Origin of the sequence: Kineococcus esterisolvens (assembly GCF_050871405.1) — a bacterium.
Classification (GTDB): domain Bacteria; phylum Actinomycetota; class Actinomycetes; order Actinomycetales; family Kineococcaceae; genus Kineococcus.
In genome coordinates this window covers 38,387-55,127 of the sequence record NZ_JBJLRI010000022.1, presented here as the reverse complement: position 1 = coordinate 55,127, position 16,741 = coordinate 38,387, and the positions used below count along the sequence as shown (strand labels likewise).

The window sequence follows — 16,741 nt, the reverse complement described above, 5'->3', positions numbered from 1 at the left end:
GCCCCGGCACCGGACGGTGCCGGGGCGCCGCCGCGACCGGACCGCTAGCGCCGCACCCGCGGCTCGCCGGCGTCGTGGTGCTCCGTGCCGTCGTCCGGCGCCGGCCTCTCGGGGGCCAGCGGCGCGTCGGAGTCCTCGATCTCGGCGACGCCCTCGGTGCGCCGGCCGCCCCGGGCCAGCGCGGTGACGCCCGTGTTGAGCACCGCGACCAGCGGCACGGCGAACAGGGCGCCGACGATGCCGAAGACGGTCGCGCCGGCGGCGACGGCGAGGATGACGGCCAGCGGGTGCACCGCCACGGCACGGCCCATGAGGAACGGCTGCAGCAGGTGGCTCTCGATCTGCTGCACGGCGACGACGACGCCGAGCATGATCAGCGCGGTGACCGGGCCCTGCGCGACGAGGGCGACCAGGACCGCCACGGCCCCCGACAGCAGGGCCCCCACGATGGGGATGAACGCGCCGAGGAAGACCAGCAGGCCCAGCGGCACCGCCAGCGGCACCCGCAGCACCGCCGCGCCGACGGCGACCCCCACCCCGTCGGCGAACGCCACGACGATCGTGGCGCGCATGTAGTGCGTCAGCGTCACCCACGACTGGCGGGCGGCGGCGTCGAGGGGACCGCGGGACGGGCGCGGGAACAGGTGCAGCAGCCACGACCAGATCCGCCGCCCCTCGAGCAGGTAGAAGAACGAGGCGAACAGGGCGATGAAGAAGCCTGCGACGACGTGCCCGGCGGTGGCGACCACGCCGGTGGCGCCGGACAGGATGGTGTCGCGGTTCGCGGCCAGCGCCTCCTGCGCCTGGTCCACGTAGCCGGACAGCGCGGCGGAGGACACCTGCAGCGGCCCCTCGGCGAGCCACTCCTCGACCTCGTCGATGCCCTGGCTGGCCGAGTCGGACAGGTCCGCGAAACCCTCGGCCGCCTGGGTGCTGATGAGCGCGACCAGCCCGGCGACCACGGCGAGCGCCAGCAGCATGGTCATCAGGGTCGCCAGCGCCCGCGGCACCCCGCGCGCGTGCCCCCACGCCACGACGGGGCCCAGCAGCGCGGTGATGAGCAGCGCGACGAGCACGGGGATGAGGATCTGCGACACGAAGCTGAGCCCGTAGGCGACGACCACCACGGCGGCGGTGACCGCCACCAGCCGCCAGGACCACTCGGCCGCCGTGCGCAGCGCCGGGCTGACGTAGGGGTGGTGGGGGCGCGGGTGCAGCGCGTCGTCGGGCTCGGTGTCGGGCTGGGTGTCGGACTGGGTGTCGGACTGGGTGTCGAGCTGGGTGTCGGGCTCGGTACCGGCCCGGCGCTGCACCCGCGGTTGCGCTCGGGGACCGGTGCGGCTCACTGGCATGGGGGTCATCGTGCTCCGCGCGGCCGCGGCGGGCGCGCCGGGGTCGCCGCCGCGGAGCGGGTGTGGGCGGCGCGGAACGGACGTAGGTTCGGCGCGTGAGCAACCGCGACGCGCCCGCGACGACCGCCACCCTCCCCCTCGAACCGCCCGCCGACCTGCCGCGCACCCTGGGGGCGCTGCGCGCCTCCGGGCACGAGCACCTCACCGTCAAGGCGGAGCTGCGTCGCAACCTCCTGGCTCGCATGCGCGCCGGCGAGGACCGCTTCCCCGGCGTCCTGGGGTACGAGGACACCGTGGCGCCGGAACTGGAGCGGGCGCTGCTGGCGGGGCACGACGTGGTGCTGCTGGGCGAGCGGGGCCAGGGCAAGACGCGGCTGCTGCGCTCGCTGGTGGGCCTGCTGGACGAGTGGACGCCCGTCATCGCCGGCAGCGAGCTCAACGAGCACCCGTACGCGCCGCTGACTCCGGCCTCGCGCCGCCGGGTGCGCGAGGAGGGGGACGACCTGCCGGTGCAGTGGCTGCACCGCTCGCTGCGCTACGGCGAGAAGCTGGCCACGCCGGACACCTCGGTCGGTGACCTGATCGGCGACGTGGACCCGGTGAAGGTCGCCGAGGGCCGGGCGCTGGGCGACCCGGAGACCATCCACTTCGGCCTGGTCCCGCGCACCAACCGCGGGGTCTTCGCGATCAACGAGCTGCCGGACCTGGCCGAGCGCATCCAGGTCTCGCTGCTGAACGTGCTGGAGGAGCGCGACATCCAGGTGCGCGGCTACCAGCTGCGACTGCCGCTGGACCTGCTGCTGGTGGCCAGCGCGAACCCGGAGGACTACACCAACCGCGGGCGCATCATCACGCCGCTGAAGGACCGCTTCGGCGCGGAGATCCGCACCCACTACCCGCTCGAGGTGGAGCTGGAGGTGGACCTGGTGCGCCAGGAGGCCGCCACGGTCGCGGAGGTCCCGGACCACCTGCTGGAGGTGCTGGCGCGCTTCACCCGCGCGGTGCGCGAGTCGCCGGCGGTGGACCCGGCCTCGGGCGTCTCGGCGCGCTTCTCGATCGCGGCGGCCGAGACGGTCGCGGCGGCGGCGCTGCGGCGCTCGGCGCTGTCGGGCGAGGAGGGCGAGCCGGTGGCGCGGGTGGGCGACCTGCACACCGTCGTCAGCGTGCTGGGCGGCAAGGTGGAGTTCGAGCAGGGCGAGGAGGGCCGCGAGGGCGAGGTCCTGGAGCACCTGCTGCGGACCGCGGTCGCCGAGACGTACCGCGCGCGCCTGGGCGGGGCGGAGCTGTCGGGTTTCAGCTCCCTGGTCGCCGACGGGCGCACCGTCGAGACGGGTGACCTGGTGCCGGCGCGCCGGCTGCTGGAGCAGGTGGGCACCGTCACGGGGCTGGCGCAGGTGCTGGACCGCCTCGGCCTGGGCGACGAGCCGACCCCGCAGCGCGCCGCGGCCGGCGTGGAGTTCGTGCTGGAGTCGCTGCACCTGACGCGGCGGCTGGACAAGGTGGTGCTCGAGGACGGGCGCACCGTCTACGGCAGCTGACCGGGGCGCACCCGCGACCACCTCGGTGCGTCAGGGGACGTCACGCTCCGCGATGGCGTTGCGGCCGCCGGGGGACGTGGTGTGCCCGAACGGGTGCAGGCCGTTTGCTCTGCGCATCGTCTGGATCTCAACCTCTTCCTGTCACCTGGCTGTCACCGAGAGCAGCGTTCCCCGGGTGATCTGACGCTGCGGCCCCGGGCCGCCGCTCCAGCGGTGCGGAGAAAGAGATCCCACGATGAGCAGCCCTTCCGGCACCCCCCGTGCCTTCACCGCCCGCGCGTGCGCGTTCCGCGCGGTGCCGCCCTTCGTCGCCCTCGCCCTGGCCGCCGGCCTCGCCACCCCGGCCGCGGCCGCGGCCGCCGGGACCGGCGCGGTGCAGGTCGAGCGCGCCGAGCGCGGGGTGAGCGACGCCGTCACGTCCGGCACGTGGACCCCTGCCCCCTCCTCGACGTCCACCGCGACGCCCGCCCCGACGCCGTCCCCCGCCACCGGTGGCACCGGCGGCACCGGCACCGGCGCTGCCACCGGGACCGCCCCGGCGCCCACCACGGGTACCGGCACCCCGACCGCGGACACCACCGCGCCCGCGGCCGTGCGTTCCCTGAAGGCCAAGGGCTCCACCAGCAGCGTCAAGCTGAGCTGGTCGAAGGGCTCCGAGAAGGACCTCGCCGGGTACCGCGTCTACCGCGCGAGCGCGAGCGGCGAGTTCCAGCTCCTGGCCACCACCACGTCGCCCAAGTTCACCGACAAGGGCGCCCCCGCCGGGTTCACCAGCCACTACCGCGTGAGCGCGGTCGACCGCGCGGGCAACGAGTCCGCGCCCGTCACCGCCTCCGCCCTGCGCCGCGACAAGACCGCCCCCGGCACCCCCAGCGGCCTGGTCGCCACCGCCGGCGGCGACGGCATCGCCCTGGACTGGGCCGACGGCGCCGACGGCGACCTCGCCGGGTACGTCGTGCAGCGCGCCACCGGCACCAGCCGCTCCTTCAAGGCCCTCACCGGCACCCCCGTCACCGCCTCTGCGTGGAACGACACGACCGCCGTGCCGGGCACCGCCTACACCTACCGGGTCACCGCGGTCGACCACAGCGGCAACGACTCCCGCGCCGCCACCACGGGTGCCGTGCTGCCCGACGACGTCGCTCCCGCCGTGGTCCGCTCGCTGAAGGCGAAGGGCTCCAGCAGCGGGGTGACGCTGAGCTGGTCGAAGAACCGCGAGAAGGACCTCGTCGGCTACCGCGTCTACCGCTCGGCCACCGCCGACGGCGAGTTCGAGCTCGTCGGCACCCCGACCTCGGCGAAGTTCAGCGACAAGACCGCCCCCGAGGGCGTGTTCTCGCACTACCGGGTGACCGCGGTGGACCTCAGCGGCAACGAGTCGGCCGCCGCCACCGCCACGGGGCTGCGCGAGGACCGCACCGCCCCCGCCGCCCCCACCGCCGTGGTCGCCACCCCGGACCTCGCCGCCGCCACCGTCGCGCTGGACTGGGCCGACGGCGCGGAACCCGACGTCGCCACCTGGGTCGTGCAGCGCTCCACGGGCACGAAGAACTCGTTCAAGACCCTGGCGAAGGCGCTCACCGCCTCGCAGTTCACCGACACCACCGCCGTGGCCGGTACCGCGTACACCTACCGCGTCGCGGCCGTGGACCTCAGCGGGAACACGGGCGCCTACACCACGGTGGGCGCGACGCTGCCCGACACCGCCGCTCCCTCAGCGGTGCGCTCGCTGGCGGCGAAGAGCACCAGCGGGGGCGTGTCGCTGAGCTGGCCGAAGGGCTCCGAGAAGGACCTGGCCGGCTACCGCGTCTACCGGGCAGCCACCGCGGACAGCGAGTTCGCGCTCGTCACCACCACCACGTCGGCGAAGTTCACCGACACCACCGCTCCCACCGGCGTGTTCTCGCACTACCGGGTCACCGCGGTGGACCGCAGCGGCAACGAGTCCCTGCCCGCCTCCGCGAGCGTCCTGCGCACCGACCGCGTCGCGCCGGCCGCGCCCGCGGGACTCACCGCCACCGCCGGCGAGGGAGGCGTCGCGCTGACCTGGACGGCGAGCACCGAGCCCGACCTGGCCGGGTACGTCGTGCAGCGCGCCACCGGTACGAGCACGACCTTCGACACCCTCACCACGACGGCGCTGACCACCGCGGCGTTCACCGACACCACGGCCGTCCCGGGCACCGCGTACACCTACCGGGTGCGCGCGAGCGACCTCAGCGGCAACCTCTCCGAGCCCGGCGCCGGCGTCGGCGCGCTGCGCCCGGACGTCACCGCTCCGGCCGCTCCCACCGGCCTGGGCGCCACCGGCACCGAGACCGGCAACGTCCTGACCTGGACGGCGAGCACCGAACCGGACCTCGCCGGCTACCTGGTGTTCCGCTCCGTCACCCCCGACGCGGCCGACGGTTCCTGGACGCAGCTGACCGGCACCCCGCTGACCGAGCCGGCGTTCACCGACACCACCGCACCCGAGGGCGCCACCTCCTCGTACCGCGTGGTCGCCACCGACACCTCCGGGAACACCTCCGCCCCGGCTGCCGCGCAGGTGTCGCGCCCGGCCGCGGCCCCGGTCGTGGCCGCCGACGTCACCGTGGCGGCCGACGGCAGCCGGGACTTCACGACGGTCACCGCCGCCCTGGCCGCCGCACCGGCCGGAACCACGCCGTTCGTCATCGCGATCGAGCCCGGCACCTACCGCGAGACGTTCACGCTGACCCGCTCGAACACCACGCTGGTGGGCACCACCGGGAACGCCGCCGACGTCGTCATCAGCTACGACAACGCCGCGGGCACCGCCAAGCCCGACGGCAGCGGCACCTACGGCACGACCGGCAGCGCCACGGTGACCGTCAAGGGCAGCGACGTCACGGCGAAGAACCTCACCATCGAGAACTCCTACGTCGAGACCGGCTCGGGCAGCGAGCAGGCGGTGGCTCTGAAGACCGTCGGTGACCGGCTCGTTTTCGACAACGTGCGCCTGCTGGGCGACCAGGACACCCTGTACGCCGACTCCCCGAGGGCCGGCGCCCTGGCCCGTTCGTACTTCGTGAACTCCTACGTGGAGGGTGACGTCGACTTCGTCTTCGGGCGCGGCACCGCCGTCTTCGACCGCTCCACGCTGCACGCCTCCACCCGGGGCAGCACCAGCAACAACGGCTACCTCACAGCCGCGAGCACGGACGAGAGCCTGCCCTACGGCTACCTCATCACCGACTCGCGGATCACCAGCGACGCGCCCGCCGGCACGTTCCACCTGGGCCGGCCGTGGCAGCCCAGCGGTGACGTGAACGCGGTGGCCCAGGTCGTCATCCGCGACACGGAACTGCCTGCCGCCATCAAGTCCTCCCCGTGGACGGACATGTCGGCGACGTTCTCCTGGCGGGACGCCCGGTTCGCCGAGTACCGGAACACCGGCGTCGGCGCGACGGTGAGCGCCGACCGACCGCAGCTGAGCGACCTGGACGCGGCGAAGCACACGAAGTTCACCTACCTCGCCGGCGCCGACGGCTGGAACCCCACCGGGGAGGCCGCCCCGGCCGACACCACCGCGCCGGCCGCGGTGGACGCCCTGGGCGCCGAGCCCAGCGACAGCTCCGTGACCCTCACCTGGACGGCGGGCACCGACACCGACCTGGCGGGGTACGCGGTGTACCGCTCCACCGCCGAGGTCGTGGAGCTCACCGCCGCGAACCGGATCGCCACCGGAGTGACGGGCACCTCCTACACCGACCGCACCGCGGCCAACGGCACCACCTACCGCTACGTGGTCACCGCCGTGGACAGCAGCAGCAACGAGTCGCCGGCGTCCGCCCCGGTCACCGCCGCACCCGTCGGGGTGCCGCTGCCCGCCCACGACGTGCTCGTGGCGGCCGACGGGACGGGGCAGTACACCAGCGTCGCCGACGCGATCGCCGCCGCGCCGGCGGGCACGGCCGCGAACCCCACCGTCATCGCCGTCAAGCCCGGCGTCTACCGCGAGATGATCACCATCTCCCGCAGCGGCGTGACGCTCATCGGGACCACCGGCACGGCCACCGACGTCGTCCTCACCTACGACAACGCGGCCGGCACGCCGATCCCGGGGGGCACGGGCACCTACGGGACCGGCAAGAGCCAGTCGGTGCTCGTCTCGGGGAACGACGTCACCGTCAGGGACCTCACCATCGAGAACTCCTTCGACGAGGCGGCGTCCACCTACGACGGCGAGCAGGCCGTGGCGTTGAAGACGACCGGCGACCGGCTCGTCTTCGACAACGTCCGCCTGCTGGGCAACCAGGACACCCTGCTGGTCGACTCCCCCGACGCGACGAAGGTCGCCCGCTCCTACTTCGTGGACAGCTACGTCGAGGGTGACGTCGACTTCATCTTCGGCCGCGGCACCGCCGTGTTCGACCGCACCACCATCCACGCCCTCTCCCGCGGCTCGAGCTCCAACAACGGCTACATCACCGCCGCCAGCACCGCGGACACGAACCCCTACGGGTTCCTCATCACGGACTCGCGCATCACCAGCGACGCCCCGGCGAACAGCTTCCACCTGGGCAGGCCGTGGCGCGGCTGGTCCGACGACTACACCAAGAACGGTGTCGAGTACCCCGACTCCCGCGGGCAGGTGACCATCCGGGAGACCGCGCTGCCCGAGGCGGTCAAGTCCTCCCCGTGGACGGGCATGAGCCCGAACCTGTGGACCGACGGACGCTTCTTCGAGTACCGGAACACCGGTGCCGGCGCGGCCGTGAACGACGACCGCCCGCAGCTGACCGACGAGCAGGCCGCCTCCGCCACGAAGTGGGCGTACCTGGCCGGTTCCGACGGCTGGAACCCCACCGGTCAGGCGGCTCCCGGAACCACTGCGCCGGTCACCCCGACCACCCCGGTCGAGACCGTCGCCCCGGCGGCGCCGAGCGCGCTGAGCAGCCGGCTGAGCGGCCGCACCGTCGTGCTGGACTGGACCGCGCCCGCGGACGCCGACGTGGCCGGCTACACCGTGCAGCGCTCCACCGGCGACGGCGCAGCCGTGCAGGTGGCGACGGGGGTGACGGTGACGACGTTCACCGACACCACCGCGACCCCCGGAACCGCGTACCGGTACACCGTCACGGCGGTGGACACCTCCGGGAACGTCTCCCCCGCCGCGGCGCCCGTCACCGCGACCCCGGTGGCGGCGGACGTGGTCGTGGCCGCCGACGGCTCCGGTGACGCCACCACTCTGCAGGCGGGCATCGACCTGCTGAAGAACAACTCCGACTTCGCCGCGCAGGGCGGCGCGACCGTCCTGGTGCAGCCGGGCACCTACACCGGAGCGGTCACGAGCGGGAACAGGTACGGCATCACGATCCTGGGCGCCGGAGCCCGCCCGGAGGACACGGTGATCACGGCGGCCGCTCCGGGCGCGACGCTGGTGATCGCCGGGCGCGACTGGACCGTGAAGAACCTGACGGTGGCGAGCACCGGAACGTCCTCCGCCCTGCAGACGCAGGGCGACAGGAACGTCTTCGAGGACGTGCGCTTCCTCGGCGACAAGCAGACCCTGAAGATCAGCAGCCCGAACACGAGCACGCAGGCCAGGGCGTACTTCCACCGGGTGTTCGTGGAGGGTGGCGCCGACACGCTGATCGGTCGCGGCACCGCCGTCTTCGCGGACAGCACGTTCCACCTGCTCGACCGGCCGGGGAGCGCGATGACCGACTCCTCGATCGACGGCGCCTTCGAGCACGGCTTCCTCATCACCGGGAGCCGCATCCTCACCGACGGCGCCGCGAACAGCGCGTACCTGGGTCGCCCGTACCCGGAGACGCCGACCGCGGTGGCGCAGGTGGTCGTCCGCGAGACCGAGATCGGCTCGGCCGTCAGCACCAGCCCGTGGAAGGACTGGAACGCCGCGACGCCGTGGACGGGCGCCCGCTTCCTCGAGCACCGCAACACCGGTGCCGGGGCTGCGGTCACCGACCCCGCCACCCGGCCGCAGCTCAGCGACGAGGAGGCCGAGCGGTACACCGTGAGCGCCTACCTCGCCGGTGCCGACGGCTGGAACCCCGCCGCCGGCTGACGCGCCCCGCTCGGCCGCGCACGCCGAGCACGCCCACGAGGCCCCGTCCGGACCCCCGGACGGGGCCTTCGTCGTCCACGCCCGGGGTGGCCGGCAGGGCCGGGAACAGACCCGTGTGCCACCCTGTTCACCGAGTACCCCCCAGGGGTACGAGGCGATCGATCGAGGAGGCGGACGTGGTCGGCTACGACGACGACAAGGAGCAGGTGCTCAAGCGCCTGCGCCGCATCGAGGGCCAGGTCCGCGGCCTGCACCGCATGGTCGAGGAGGACACCTACTGCATCGACGTGCTGACCCAGGTGTCGGCAGCCACCAAGGCCCTGCAGGCCGTGGCGCTGCAACTGCTCGACGACCACCTGGCGCACTGCGTGGTCGACGCCGCCCGCCAGGGCGGTGAGGCCGCCGACGCCAGGGTCAAGGAGGCGTCCGACGCCATCGCCCGCCTCGTGCGGTCCTGAACCGGACCGACCACCCGAACGACCCGAACCGCCAGGAGGAACCGTGAGCCAGCAGTCCTACGAGGTCACCGGCATGACGTGCGAGCACTGCGTGAACGCCGTGCGCACCGAGGTCGGCGCGATCGACGGCGTGACGTCCGTGGACGTCGCCCTCGTCGCCGGCGGCACCTCCACCGTCACCGTGACCTCCGCCGCCCCGCTGGACGACGCGGCCGTGGCCGCCGCCGTGGACGAGGCCGGCTACGAGCTCGCCGGGGACCGGTCCTGAGCGAGGAGCCCCGGGACGCCGTCGTGCCGGAGGGCCCGGGCCGGTCCAGGGCCTCCAGGGCCGGCTGAGAGCGCCGTGGACGACGTCGCCGCGCTGTTCGGGGCCGCGTCGGCCCGGCACGCCGGCCGCGGCGACCCACGGCTGCGGGCGACGGCGCTGGCCGCCGCGTGCCGCGACGTGCTGGCTGCGGACGGTGCCACGATCAGCGTGACGAGCGACGGCCGGTGGCGCCTGCCGATCGGCGCCAGCGACGCCGCGGCCGCCGCGGCGGAACGCTGGCAGTTCACCGTCGGGCAGGGCCCCGGCTTCCGCGCGTGGGCCGAGGGCGGGGTGGTCGTGGCCGGCGAGGCGTCGCTGCGGCGCGCGTGGCCCGTGCTGCACGACCAGCTGCACCGCCGCACCCCCTTCCGGAGCACGGTCTCCCTGCCCCTGCGGCCGGGCCCGGGCCCGGTGGGGGTCTTCGACCTGCACTTCCACCGGGCGGAGCCGGTGGCGCCCGCGACGGCGTCCTTCGACCCCGTCCGCGCGCAGCTGGTGGCCTCGCTGATCGACACCGACCTCTTCGGCCCCGGAGCGCCCGGCCCGGCACCCGCCGGCCGCGGTCCGGGCGCGCCCGCCTGGCTGGACGCGCCCACCGCCCGGCACCGCCAGCGCGTGTGGATGGTGATCAGCATGTCCCGGCAGGTCCTGGGGCTCACGGACGCCGACGCCCTGGCGCTGCTGCGCGCCCGGGCCTACTCCCGGGACCGCACCCTGGAGGAGCTGGCCGACGACGTCGTCGAGGGACGCACCCCCGTCAGGGCGCTGCACCACAGCGCCGAGGACTGACCCGGCACCCGCACCGGGCGCTCCGCTGGGCTCACGCCGGCTGCAGGCGCAGCAGCAGGTCCCCGGCGTCCACCGACTGCACCGGGTCCACCGCGACGTGCACGACCGTGCCGGCGCTCGGGGCGGTGAGGGCGGCCTCCATCTTCATCGCCTCGATGGTGGCGAGCACCTGCCCCGCCTCGACCGCCTCGCCCACCGCCACGGCGAGGGTGACGGTGCCGGCGTAGGGGGCCGGCAGGTGGGTGGGGTCGCCCGGGTCGGCCTTCTCGGCGGTGCGGGTGTGCACGTCCACGGAGCGGTCGCGCACCTGCACCGGGCGCACCTGCCCGTTGAGGCTGGCCAGCACCGTGCGCATCCCGCGCTCGTCCGGGTCGGAGACGGCCTCGAGCACCACGATGAGCTGCACGCCCTGCTCCAGCTGCACGACGTGCTCGACGCCCGGGCGCAGCCCGTACAGCGCGTCGAGGGTGTCCAGCACCGAGGTGTCGCCGTAGGCGGCGCGGTGCTCGGTGAACGCCCTCGTGGGAGCCGGGAACAGCAGCCGGTTCAGCGCCTCGCGCCGCCGCGGCCCCGGCGAGGCCAGGTGCTCGGCCTCCTCGGCCGGCACCTCCGCGGCCGTGGCGCGGACGTTGCGCCCGGCCAGCGCCCTGGAGCGGAACGGCTCGGGCCAGCCGCCCGGCGGCGTGCCCAGCTCCCCGGCGAGGAAACCCACCACCGAGTCCGGCAGGTCGACCCCCGAGGGGTCCTCGGCGAACGCCGCCACCGCCTCGGGGGTGTCCACACCGGCGGCCACCAGCTGCAGCGCGAGGTCGCCGACCACCTTGGAGCTGGGGGTGACCTTCACCAGCCGGCCCAGCACCCGGTCCACGGCCGCGTACGCGGTCTCGATCGCCTCGAACCGCTCCCCCAGACCCAGGGCGATGGCCTGCTGGCGCAGGTTGGACAACTGACCGCCGGGGATCTCGTGCTCGTACACGCGCCCGGTGGGGCCGGCCAGCCCCGACTCGAACGGCGCGTACACGCGGCGCACGGCCTCCCAGTACGGCTCCAGGTCCATCGCCGCCCGCAGGTCCAGCGGCGTCTCGCGCGCGGTGTGCTCCGTGGCGGCGACCAGCGCCGACATCGACGGCTGGCTCGTGGTGCCGGCCATCGAGGCCACCGCCACGTCCACGGCGTCGACACCGGCGTCCACGGCCGCCAGCAGCGTCGCCAGCTGTCCGCCCGCGGTGTCGTGGGTGTGCAGGTGGACCGGCAGGTCGAACTCGCTGCGCAGCGCGCCGACCAGTTCCCGGGCCGCCGCCGGGCGCAGCAGACCGGCCATGTCCTTGATCGCCAGCACGTGCGCGCCGGCCGCGACGAACCGCTCGGCCAGCCGGAGGTAGTGGGGCAGGGTGTAGAGGTCCTCGGCCGGGTCCGCGAGGTTGCCCGTGTAGCACAGCGCCGCCTCGGCCACCGCCCCGCCGGCCTCCCGGACCGCGCGGATCGCGGGCTCGACCTGGCCGGCGTCGTTGAGCGCGTCGAAGATCCGGAAGACGTCCACGCCCGTGGCGACGGCCTCGGCGACGAACGCGTCCGTCACGGCCAGCGGGTACGGCGTGTAGCCGACCGTGTTGCGCCCGCGCAGCAGCATCTGCAGGCACACGTTCGGCACCGCCTCGCGCAGCGCCGCCAGCCGCGCCCACGGGTCCTCCCCCAGGAAGCGCAGCGCCACGTCGTAGGTGGCCCCGCCCCAGCACTCCAGGCTCAGCAGCCCGGGCAGCGTCCGGGCGACCGTCGGGGCCACCGCCAGCAGGTCGGCGGTGCGCACCCGCGTCGCCAGCAGGGACTGGTGGGCATCGCGGAACGTGGTGTCGGTGACGTGGACCCGCTGCTCGGCGCGCAGCCAGGCGGCGAAACCCTCCGGGCCCAGCTCGTCGAGGCGCTGCTTCGACCCCGCCGGCGGCGCCGCGGCGGCGACCGCGGGGTCCAGGGCGGGCAGCTTCCGGCGCGGGTGCACGCTCACGGGCGCCGCCCCGTGCGGGCTGTTGACCGTGATGTCCGCCAGGTGCGTCAGCAGCCGCGTCCCGCGGTCGGCCGGGGTGCGCGCGACCGCCAGCTCCGGGTGCTCGGCGATGAACGAGGTGTCCACCCTGCCCCCGGTGAAGTCGGGGTGGTCCAGCACCGCCTGCAGGAAGGAGATGTTCGTCGCCACCCCGCGGATGCGGAACTCCGCCAGCGCCCGCCGCGCACGGGCCACGGCCGTGGGGAAGTCCCTCCCCCGGCAGGTGAGCTTGACGAGCATGGAGTCGAAGTGCGGGGACACCTCGGCCCCGGCGTTGACGGTGCCGCCGTCCAGCCGCACCCCGGCGCCGCCGGCGGAGCGGTACGCGGAGATCCGGCCGGTGTCGGGGCGGAAACCGTTCGCGGGGTCCTCGGTGGTGATGCGGCACTGCAGCGCTGCGCCGTTGACGCGCAGCTCCTCCTGGCGCAGCCCCAGGTCCGCCAGGGACTCCCCCGCGGCGATGCGCAGCTGCGCCTGCACCAGGTCGACGTCGGTGACCTCCTCGGTCACCGTGTGCTCGACCTGGATCCGGGGGTTCATCTCGATGAACGCGTGCTCCCCGGCCCGTTCCCCCGCGGTGGCCACGAGGAACTCCACCGTGCCGGCGTTGACGTACCCGATCTCGCGGGCGAACCGGACCGCGTCGGCGTGCAGCGCGCGGCGCACGCCGTCGTCAAGGTTCGGCGCCGGGGCGATCTCGACGACCTTCTGGTGCCGGCGCTGCAGCGAGCAGTCCCGCTCGAAGAGGTGCACCACCTCGCCGGTGGCGTCGGCGAGGACCTGCACCTCGACGTGCCGGGGGCGTTCCACCGCGCGCTCCAGGAAGACGGTGGGGTCGCCGAAAGCGCCGTCGGCCTCGCGCATCGCCGCGGCCAGCGCGTCGGGGAGCTCGCCGGGCGTACGCACCAGGCGCATCCCGCGCCCACCACCGCCGGCCACGGCCTTGACGAACACCGGGAACCCGACGCCCCCGGCGGCGGCGACCAGTTCGTCGCGGTCGGCGGAGGGGGCGGAGGACTCCAGCGTCGCGATGCCGGCCGCGCGAGCCGCGGCGACCGCCGAGACCTTGTTGCCCGCCAGTTCCAGGACCCGTGCCGGCGGGCCCACGAAGGCGATGCCGTGCTCGGCGCACGCCCGCGCCAGCTGGGGGTTCTCCGAGAGGAACCCGTACCCGGGGTAGACCGCGTCCGCGCCGGACTCGCGGGCCACGCGGACGATCTCCGCGACGTCCAGGTAGGCGCGCACCGGGTGCCCGCGCTCACCGATGAGGTACGCCTCGTCCGCCTTGGAGCGGTGGATCGAGTTGCGGTCCTCGTGGGCGTACACGGCGACCGTGCGCGCCCCCAGCTCGTACGCGGCCCGGAACCCCCGGACCGCGATCTCCCCCCGGTTCGCCACCAGCACCTTGCGGAACACGGCCTGCCTCCTTCGTGGGTCGGTCCGGGCTCGGGCTGACCCTGACGGGCCGCCCGGCCGGCGTCAAGGCCGCAGTTCGAGGGGGTTGTCGGCGCTGGAGGTGGTGCGGGTGTCCAGGTGCCCGCGCCCCCACGAGGCGTCGCTGCCGCGGTGCGTCGCGAGCAGCCCGGCGGCGAAGTCCTGGTCCAGGTCGCGCAGCACGGTGTGCAGGTGGTTACCGCCTGCCACGGCGTTGACGGCCTCCACGAGGAAGCGCGGGGTCTGCACCCGGAAGTAGTGCGGCTCCCCGCGGCGCTGGGCCCCGGCCCAGGCGAAGTGCACCGACCCGATCCCGGCGGCCCGCACCGCCGCGCGGTGCTTGAGCCAGGCCTCCTCGGGCAGGCGCGCGAGGTAGCAGTCCAGCAGCCGCCACAGCAGCTCCTGCTGCTGCGGGCCCAGCGCGTCCCCCGCCAGGCCGGACGGCTCGTCGCGGCTGAACCGCAGCGCCACCCGGTCCGCATCGGTGATCGTGTACTGCGGCATCCCCAGGTCGTAGTGGTCGGGCTGCTCGAAGGCCCCGATGCGCGGCACCTGGCGGGTGACGAAGTCGGCCGGCGCGACGTCGTGGATCACCGCGCCCTCGCGCTGCGCGTCGTCCAGGGACGCCAGCAGCTCGAAGGCGGTGCCCTCGTCGTCCGCCAGGGGCTTGAGCACCCCGTCGTACTCGGTGGGCTGCTGCCCCAGCGCCACCGGCGTGGCGCACACCCACCGCTCGTCGACGACGGTGACGTTCAGGCACACGTGGTGCCCGAGGAACCGCAGCATCCAGGTGTCCTCGAAACCGGGCCGGCCGAAGAACGTGACGAAGTAGGAGTCCGACGTGCGCCAGGCCTGCAGGGCGGGCCCGAGGAAGTCGTGCTCGTAGTCGCGCAGCACGTGCTCCAGCTGCGGGATCGCCAGGACCTTGGTGAACGTGCGCATCGGCAGCGCGGTGCGCACCAGGTCCCACAGCAGGACCTTCTGGTGGCGGTCCAGCCGGTGCAGCGGGACCCCGGTGCGGTCCGGGCGCGGGATGATGTCCCAGTCCAGGCGGCGCGGGTCGTCGAAGTCCGCCACGACGGCGGCCGCGCGCTGCTCCGGGGTGAACGTGTCCAGCAGGCCCATCGCGGTCACCAGCATCCGGGTCGCGGTCCGCGGGGCCTCGTAGGCCGCCGCCGCGTCGGTGGGCTCGCCGCCGGTCCCGCGGGTCGGTGCGGTGATCAGGTCGTGCGCCACGGGATCTCCTCCAGGTCTGGCGGGGTGGTCCCGTGGCGCCCCAGGCGTCGCGGGGTGGGGTGCCGCTGACCGCGGCCGGCGGCGAGCTCGGCGCCCAGCGCGTCGCACAGCCGCTGCACGAACCCCTCGGGGTCCTCCGCGGCGTCGCGCGGCTCGGGCACCAGGACGTCCACGAACCCGGCGCGTCGCAGCGCGCTCGCGTCGATCCCCTGGCTGCGGGCGAGCTCGGGGGCGTGCGCGGTGTCGCGGTGCACCACCGCGCTGGCGCCCTCCGGCGGCAGCGGCGCCAGCCAGCTGTGGCTCGCCGCCAGGACGCGGTCCGCCGGCAGCAGCGCGAGCGCCCCGCCGCCGGCGCCCGCGCCCAGCAGGACCGAGACGGTGCGGGTGCGCAGGCGCACCAGGTCCGCCAGGCACCGGGCGATCTCCCCGGCCAGCCCCTGCTCCTCCGCGGCCGCGGACAGCTCGGCGCCCGGGGTGTCGACGACCGTGACCAGAGGCAGGCCGAGCTCCTCGGCCAGGCGCATCCCGCGCCGGGCGGTGCGCAGCCCCGCCGGTCCCAGCGCCGTCCCGTGCGCCTGGGCGTACCGGTCCTGCCCGACGAGGACGCAGGAGGTGCCGCGCAGGCGCACCAGCGCCAGCAGCAGCGCCCCGCCGCTCTCGCCCTGCCCGGTGCCGCGCAGCGGCAGCACGTCGTCGGCCGCGGCCAGCACCTCGCGCAGCCCCGGCCGTCCCGGTTCGCGCGAGCGCTGCACCACCCGCCACGGGTCCGGCGCCGCGGCCGGGTCCGGCTCGACGGCCGGGCCCGGGACGCGGGGCGGCACCGGTGCCGGCGGGTCGCCGAGCACCGCCAGGGCGCGCCCGGCGACGGACCGCAGCCGGTGCAGCGGCACGACGGCGTCCACGAGCCCGTGCCGCAGCAGGTTCTCCGCCGTCTGCACCTGCGCGGGCAGCGCGGCGCCGGACAGGGCCTCCTGCACGCGCGGCCCCAGGAAACCCACCAGGGCACCGGGTTCGGCCGTCGTCACGTGCCCCAGGGAGGCCCACGAGGCGAGCACGCCGCCGGTGGTGGGGTGGCGCAGGTGCACCAGGAACGGCAGTCCCGCGGCACGGTGGTCGGCGACGGCCGCCGTCACCGGGACCATCGCCAGGAACGCGGCCGTGCCCTCCTGCATGCGGGTACCGCCCGAGGCGGGCGCCACCAGCAGCGGCAACCGCTCGGCCGTGGCCCGGCGCACGGCGTTCACCAGACGGGCGGCGGCCGCGGATCCCACGGACCCCGCGAGGAACGCGAACTCCGAGACGGCGACGGCCACGCGGCGCCCGGCGACCGTCCCCGCGCCGGTGAGGATCGACTCGTCGGCCCCGCAGCGGGCCTCGGCGTCCAGCAACCGGCGCCGGTAGGCGGGGTCCGCGCCGGACAGGTCAACGGGGGCGTCCCAGGAGCGGAAGCTGCCGGGGTCCAGCACCGCCGCCAGGACGTCGCGGGCGCCGGGGCGAGCCGTCCGCGCCGCCGGCGGTGCGCTGGTGGTCACGC

9 protein-coding genes are annotated in these 16,741 nt (G+C 75.1%); 5 read left to right on the top strand and 4 right to left on the bottom strand.

The window, feature by feature from the left end; genetic code table 11:
- Positions 1 to 44: 44 nt before the first annotated feature.
- Positions 45 to 1,352: an AI-2E family transporter gene (locus ACRYR8_RS09575; protein WP_432484235.1), complete on the bottom strand. Its 1,308-nt coding sequence runs from the start codon at positions 1,350 to 1,352 to the stop codon at positions 45 to 47.
- A gap of 95 nt (positions 1,353 to 1,447) precedes the next feature.
- Between ACRYR8_RS09575 and ACRYR8_RS09570 the strand changes: the two genes are divergently transcribed.
- The 5 genes from ACRYR8_RS09570 (at position 1,448) to ACRYR8_RS09550 (ending at position 10,496) form a co-directional block, all read left to right on the top strand.
- The gene (locus ACRYR8_RS09570) at positions 1,448 to 2,890 is read left to right on the top strand and encodes a sigma 54-interacting transcriptional regulator (protein ID WP_432484234.1); all 1,443 of its coding nucleotides are present in this window, start codon (positions 1,448 to 1,450) and stop codon (positions 2,888 to 2,890) included.
- A gap of 235 nt (positions 2,891 to 3,125) precedes the next feature.
- Positions 3,126 to 8,942, top strand: coding sequence for a pectinesterase family protein (locus ACRYR8_RS09565; RefSeq protein WP_432484233.1), 5,817 nt, complete (start codon positions 3,126 to 3,128; stop codon positions 8,940 to 8,942).
- 176 nt (positions 8,943 to 9,118) lie between these two features.
- Complete coding sequence (locus ACRYR8_RS09560; RefSeq protein WP_432484232.1) at positions 9,119 to 9,400, top strand: metal-sensitive transcriptional regulator; 282 nt, start codon at positions 9,119 to 9,121, stop codon at positions 9,398 to 9,400.
- A gap of 43 nt (positions 9,401 to 9,443) precedes the next feature.
- Positions 9,444 to 9,668, top strand: a complete 225-nt coding sequence (locus ACRYR8_RS09555) for a heavy-metal-associated domain-containing protein (RefSeq protein WP_432484231.1) — start codon at positions 9,444 to 9,446, stop codon at positions 9,666 to 9,668.
- A gap of 75 nt (positions 9,669 to 9,743) precedes the next feature.
- Positions 9,744 to 10,496, top strand: a complete 753-nt coding sequence (locus tag ACRYR8_RS09550) for an ANTAR domain-containing protein (protein ID WP_432484230.1) — start codon at positions 9,744 to 9,746, stop codon at positions 10,494 to 10,496.
- 31 nt (positions 10,497 to 10,527) lie between these two features.
- On the opposite strand, the gene ACRYR8_RS09545 is transcribed toward ACRYR8_RS09550, so the two are convergent.
- The 3 genes from ACRYR8_RS09545 to ACRYR8_RS09535 all read right to left on the bottom strand — a co-directional run bounded on the left by ACRYR8_RS09545 (position 10,528) and on the right by ACRYR8_RS09535 (position 16,739).
- Positions 10,528 to 13,953, bottom strand: a complete 3,426-nt coding sequence (locus tag ACRYR8_RS09545; protein ID WP_432484229.1) for a pyruvate carboxylase — start codon at positions 13,951 to 13,953, stop codon at positions 10,528 to 10,530.
- A 63-nt stretch (positions 13,954 to 14,016) separates the two neighbouring features.
- Positions 14,017 to 15,207 (bottom strand): DUF3500 domain-containing protein, encoded by a 1,191-nt coding sequence (locus ACRYR8_RS09540; protein ID WP_432484228.1) that lies wholly within the window; start codon positions 15,205 to 15,207, stop codon positions 14,017 to 14,019.
- Positions 15,192 to 16,739, bottom strand: a complete 1,548-nt coding sequence (locus tag ACRYR8_RS09535; RefSeq protein WP_432484240.1) for a carboxyl transferase domain-containing protein — start codon at positions 16,737 to 16,739, stop codon at positions 15,192 to 15,194. Before ACRYR8_RS09535 ends, ACRYR8_RS09540 begins: the two co-directional genes overlap by 16 nt.
- Between the last annotated feature and the right edge of the window lie 2 nt (positions 16,740 to 16,741).

Excerpts from the sequence above, each read along its gene's own strand:
- ACRYR8_RS09565 (WP_432484233.1), top strand. The coding sequence starts at position 3,126 with ATGAGCAGCCCTTCCGGCACCCCCCGTGCCTTCACCGCCCGCGCGTGC.
- ACRYR8_RS09575 (WP_432484235.1), bottom strand. The coding sequence starts at position 1,352 with ATGCCAGTGAGCCGCACCGGTCCCCGAGCGCAACCGCGGGTGCAGCGC.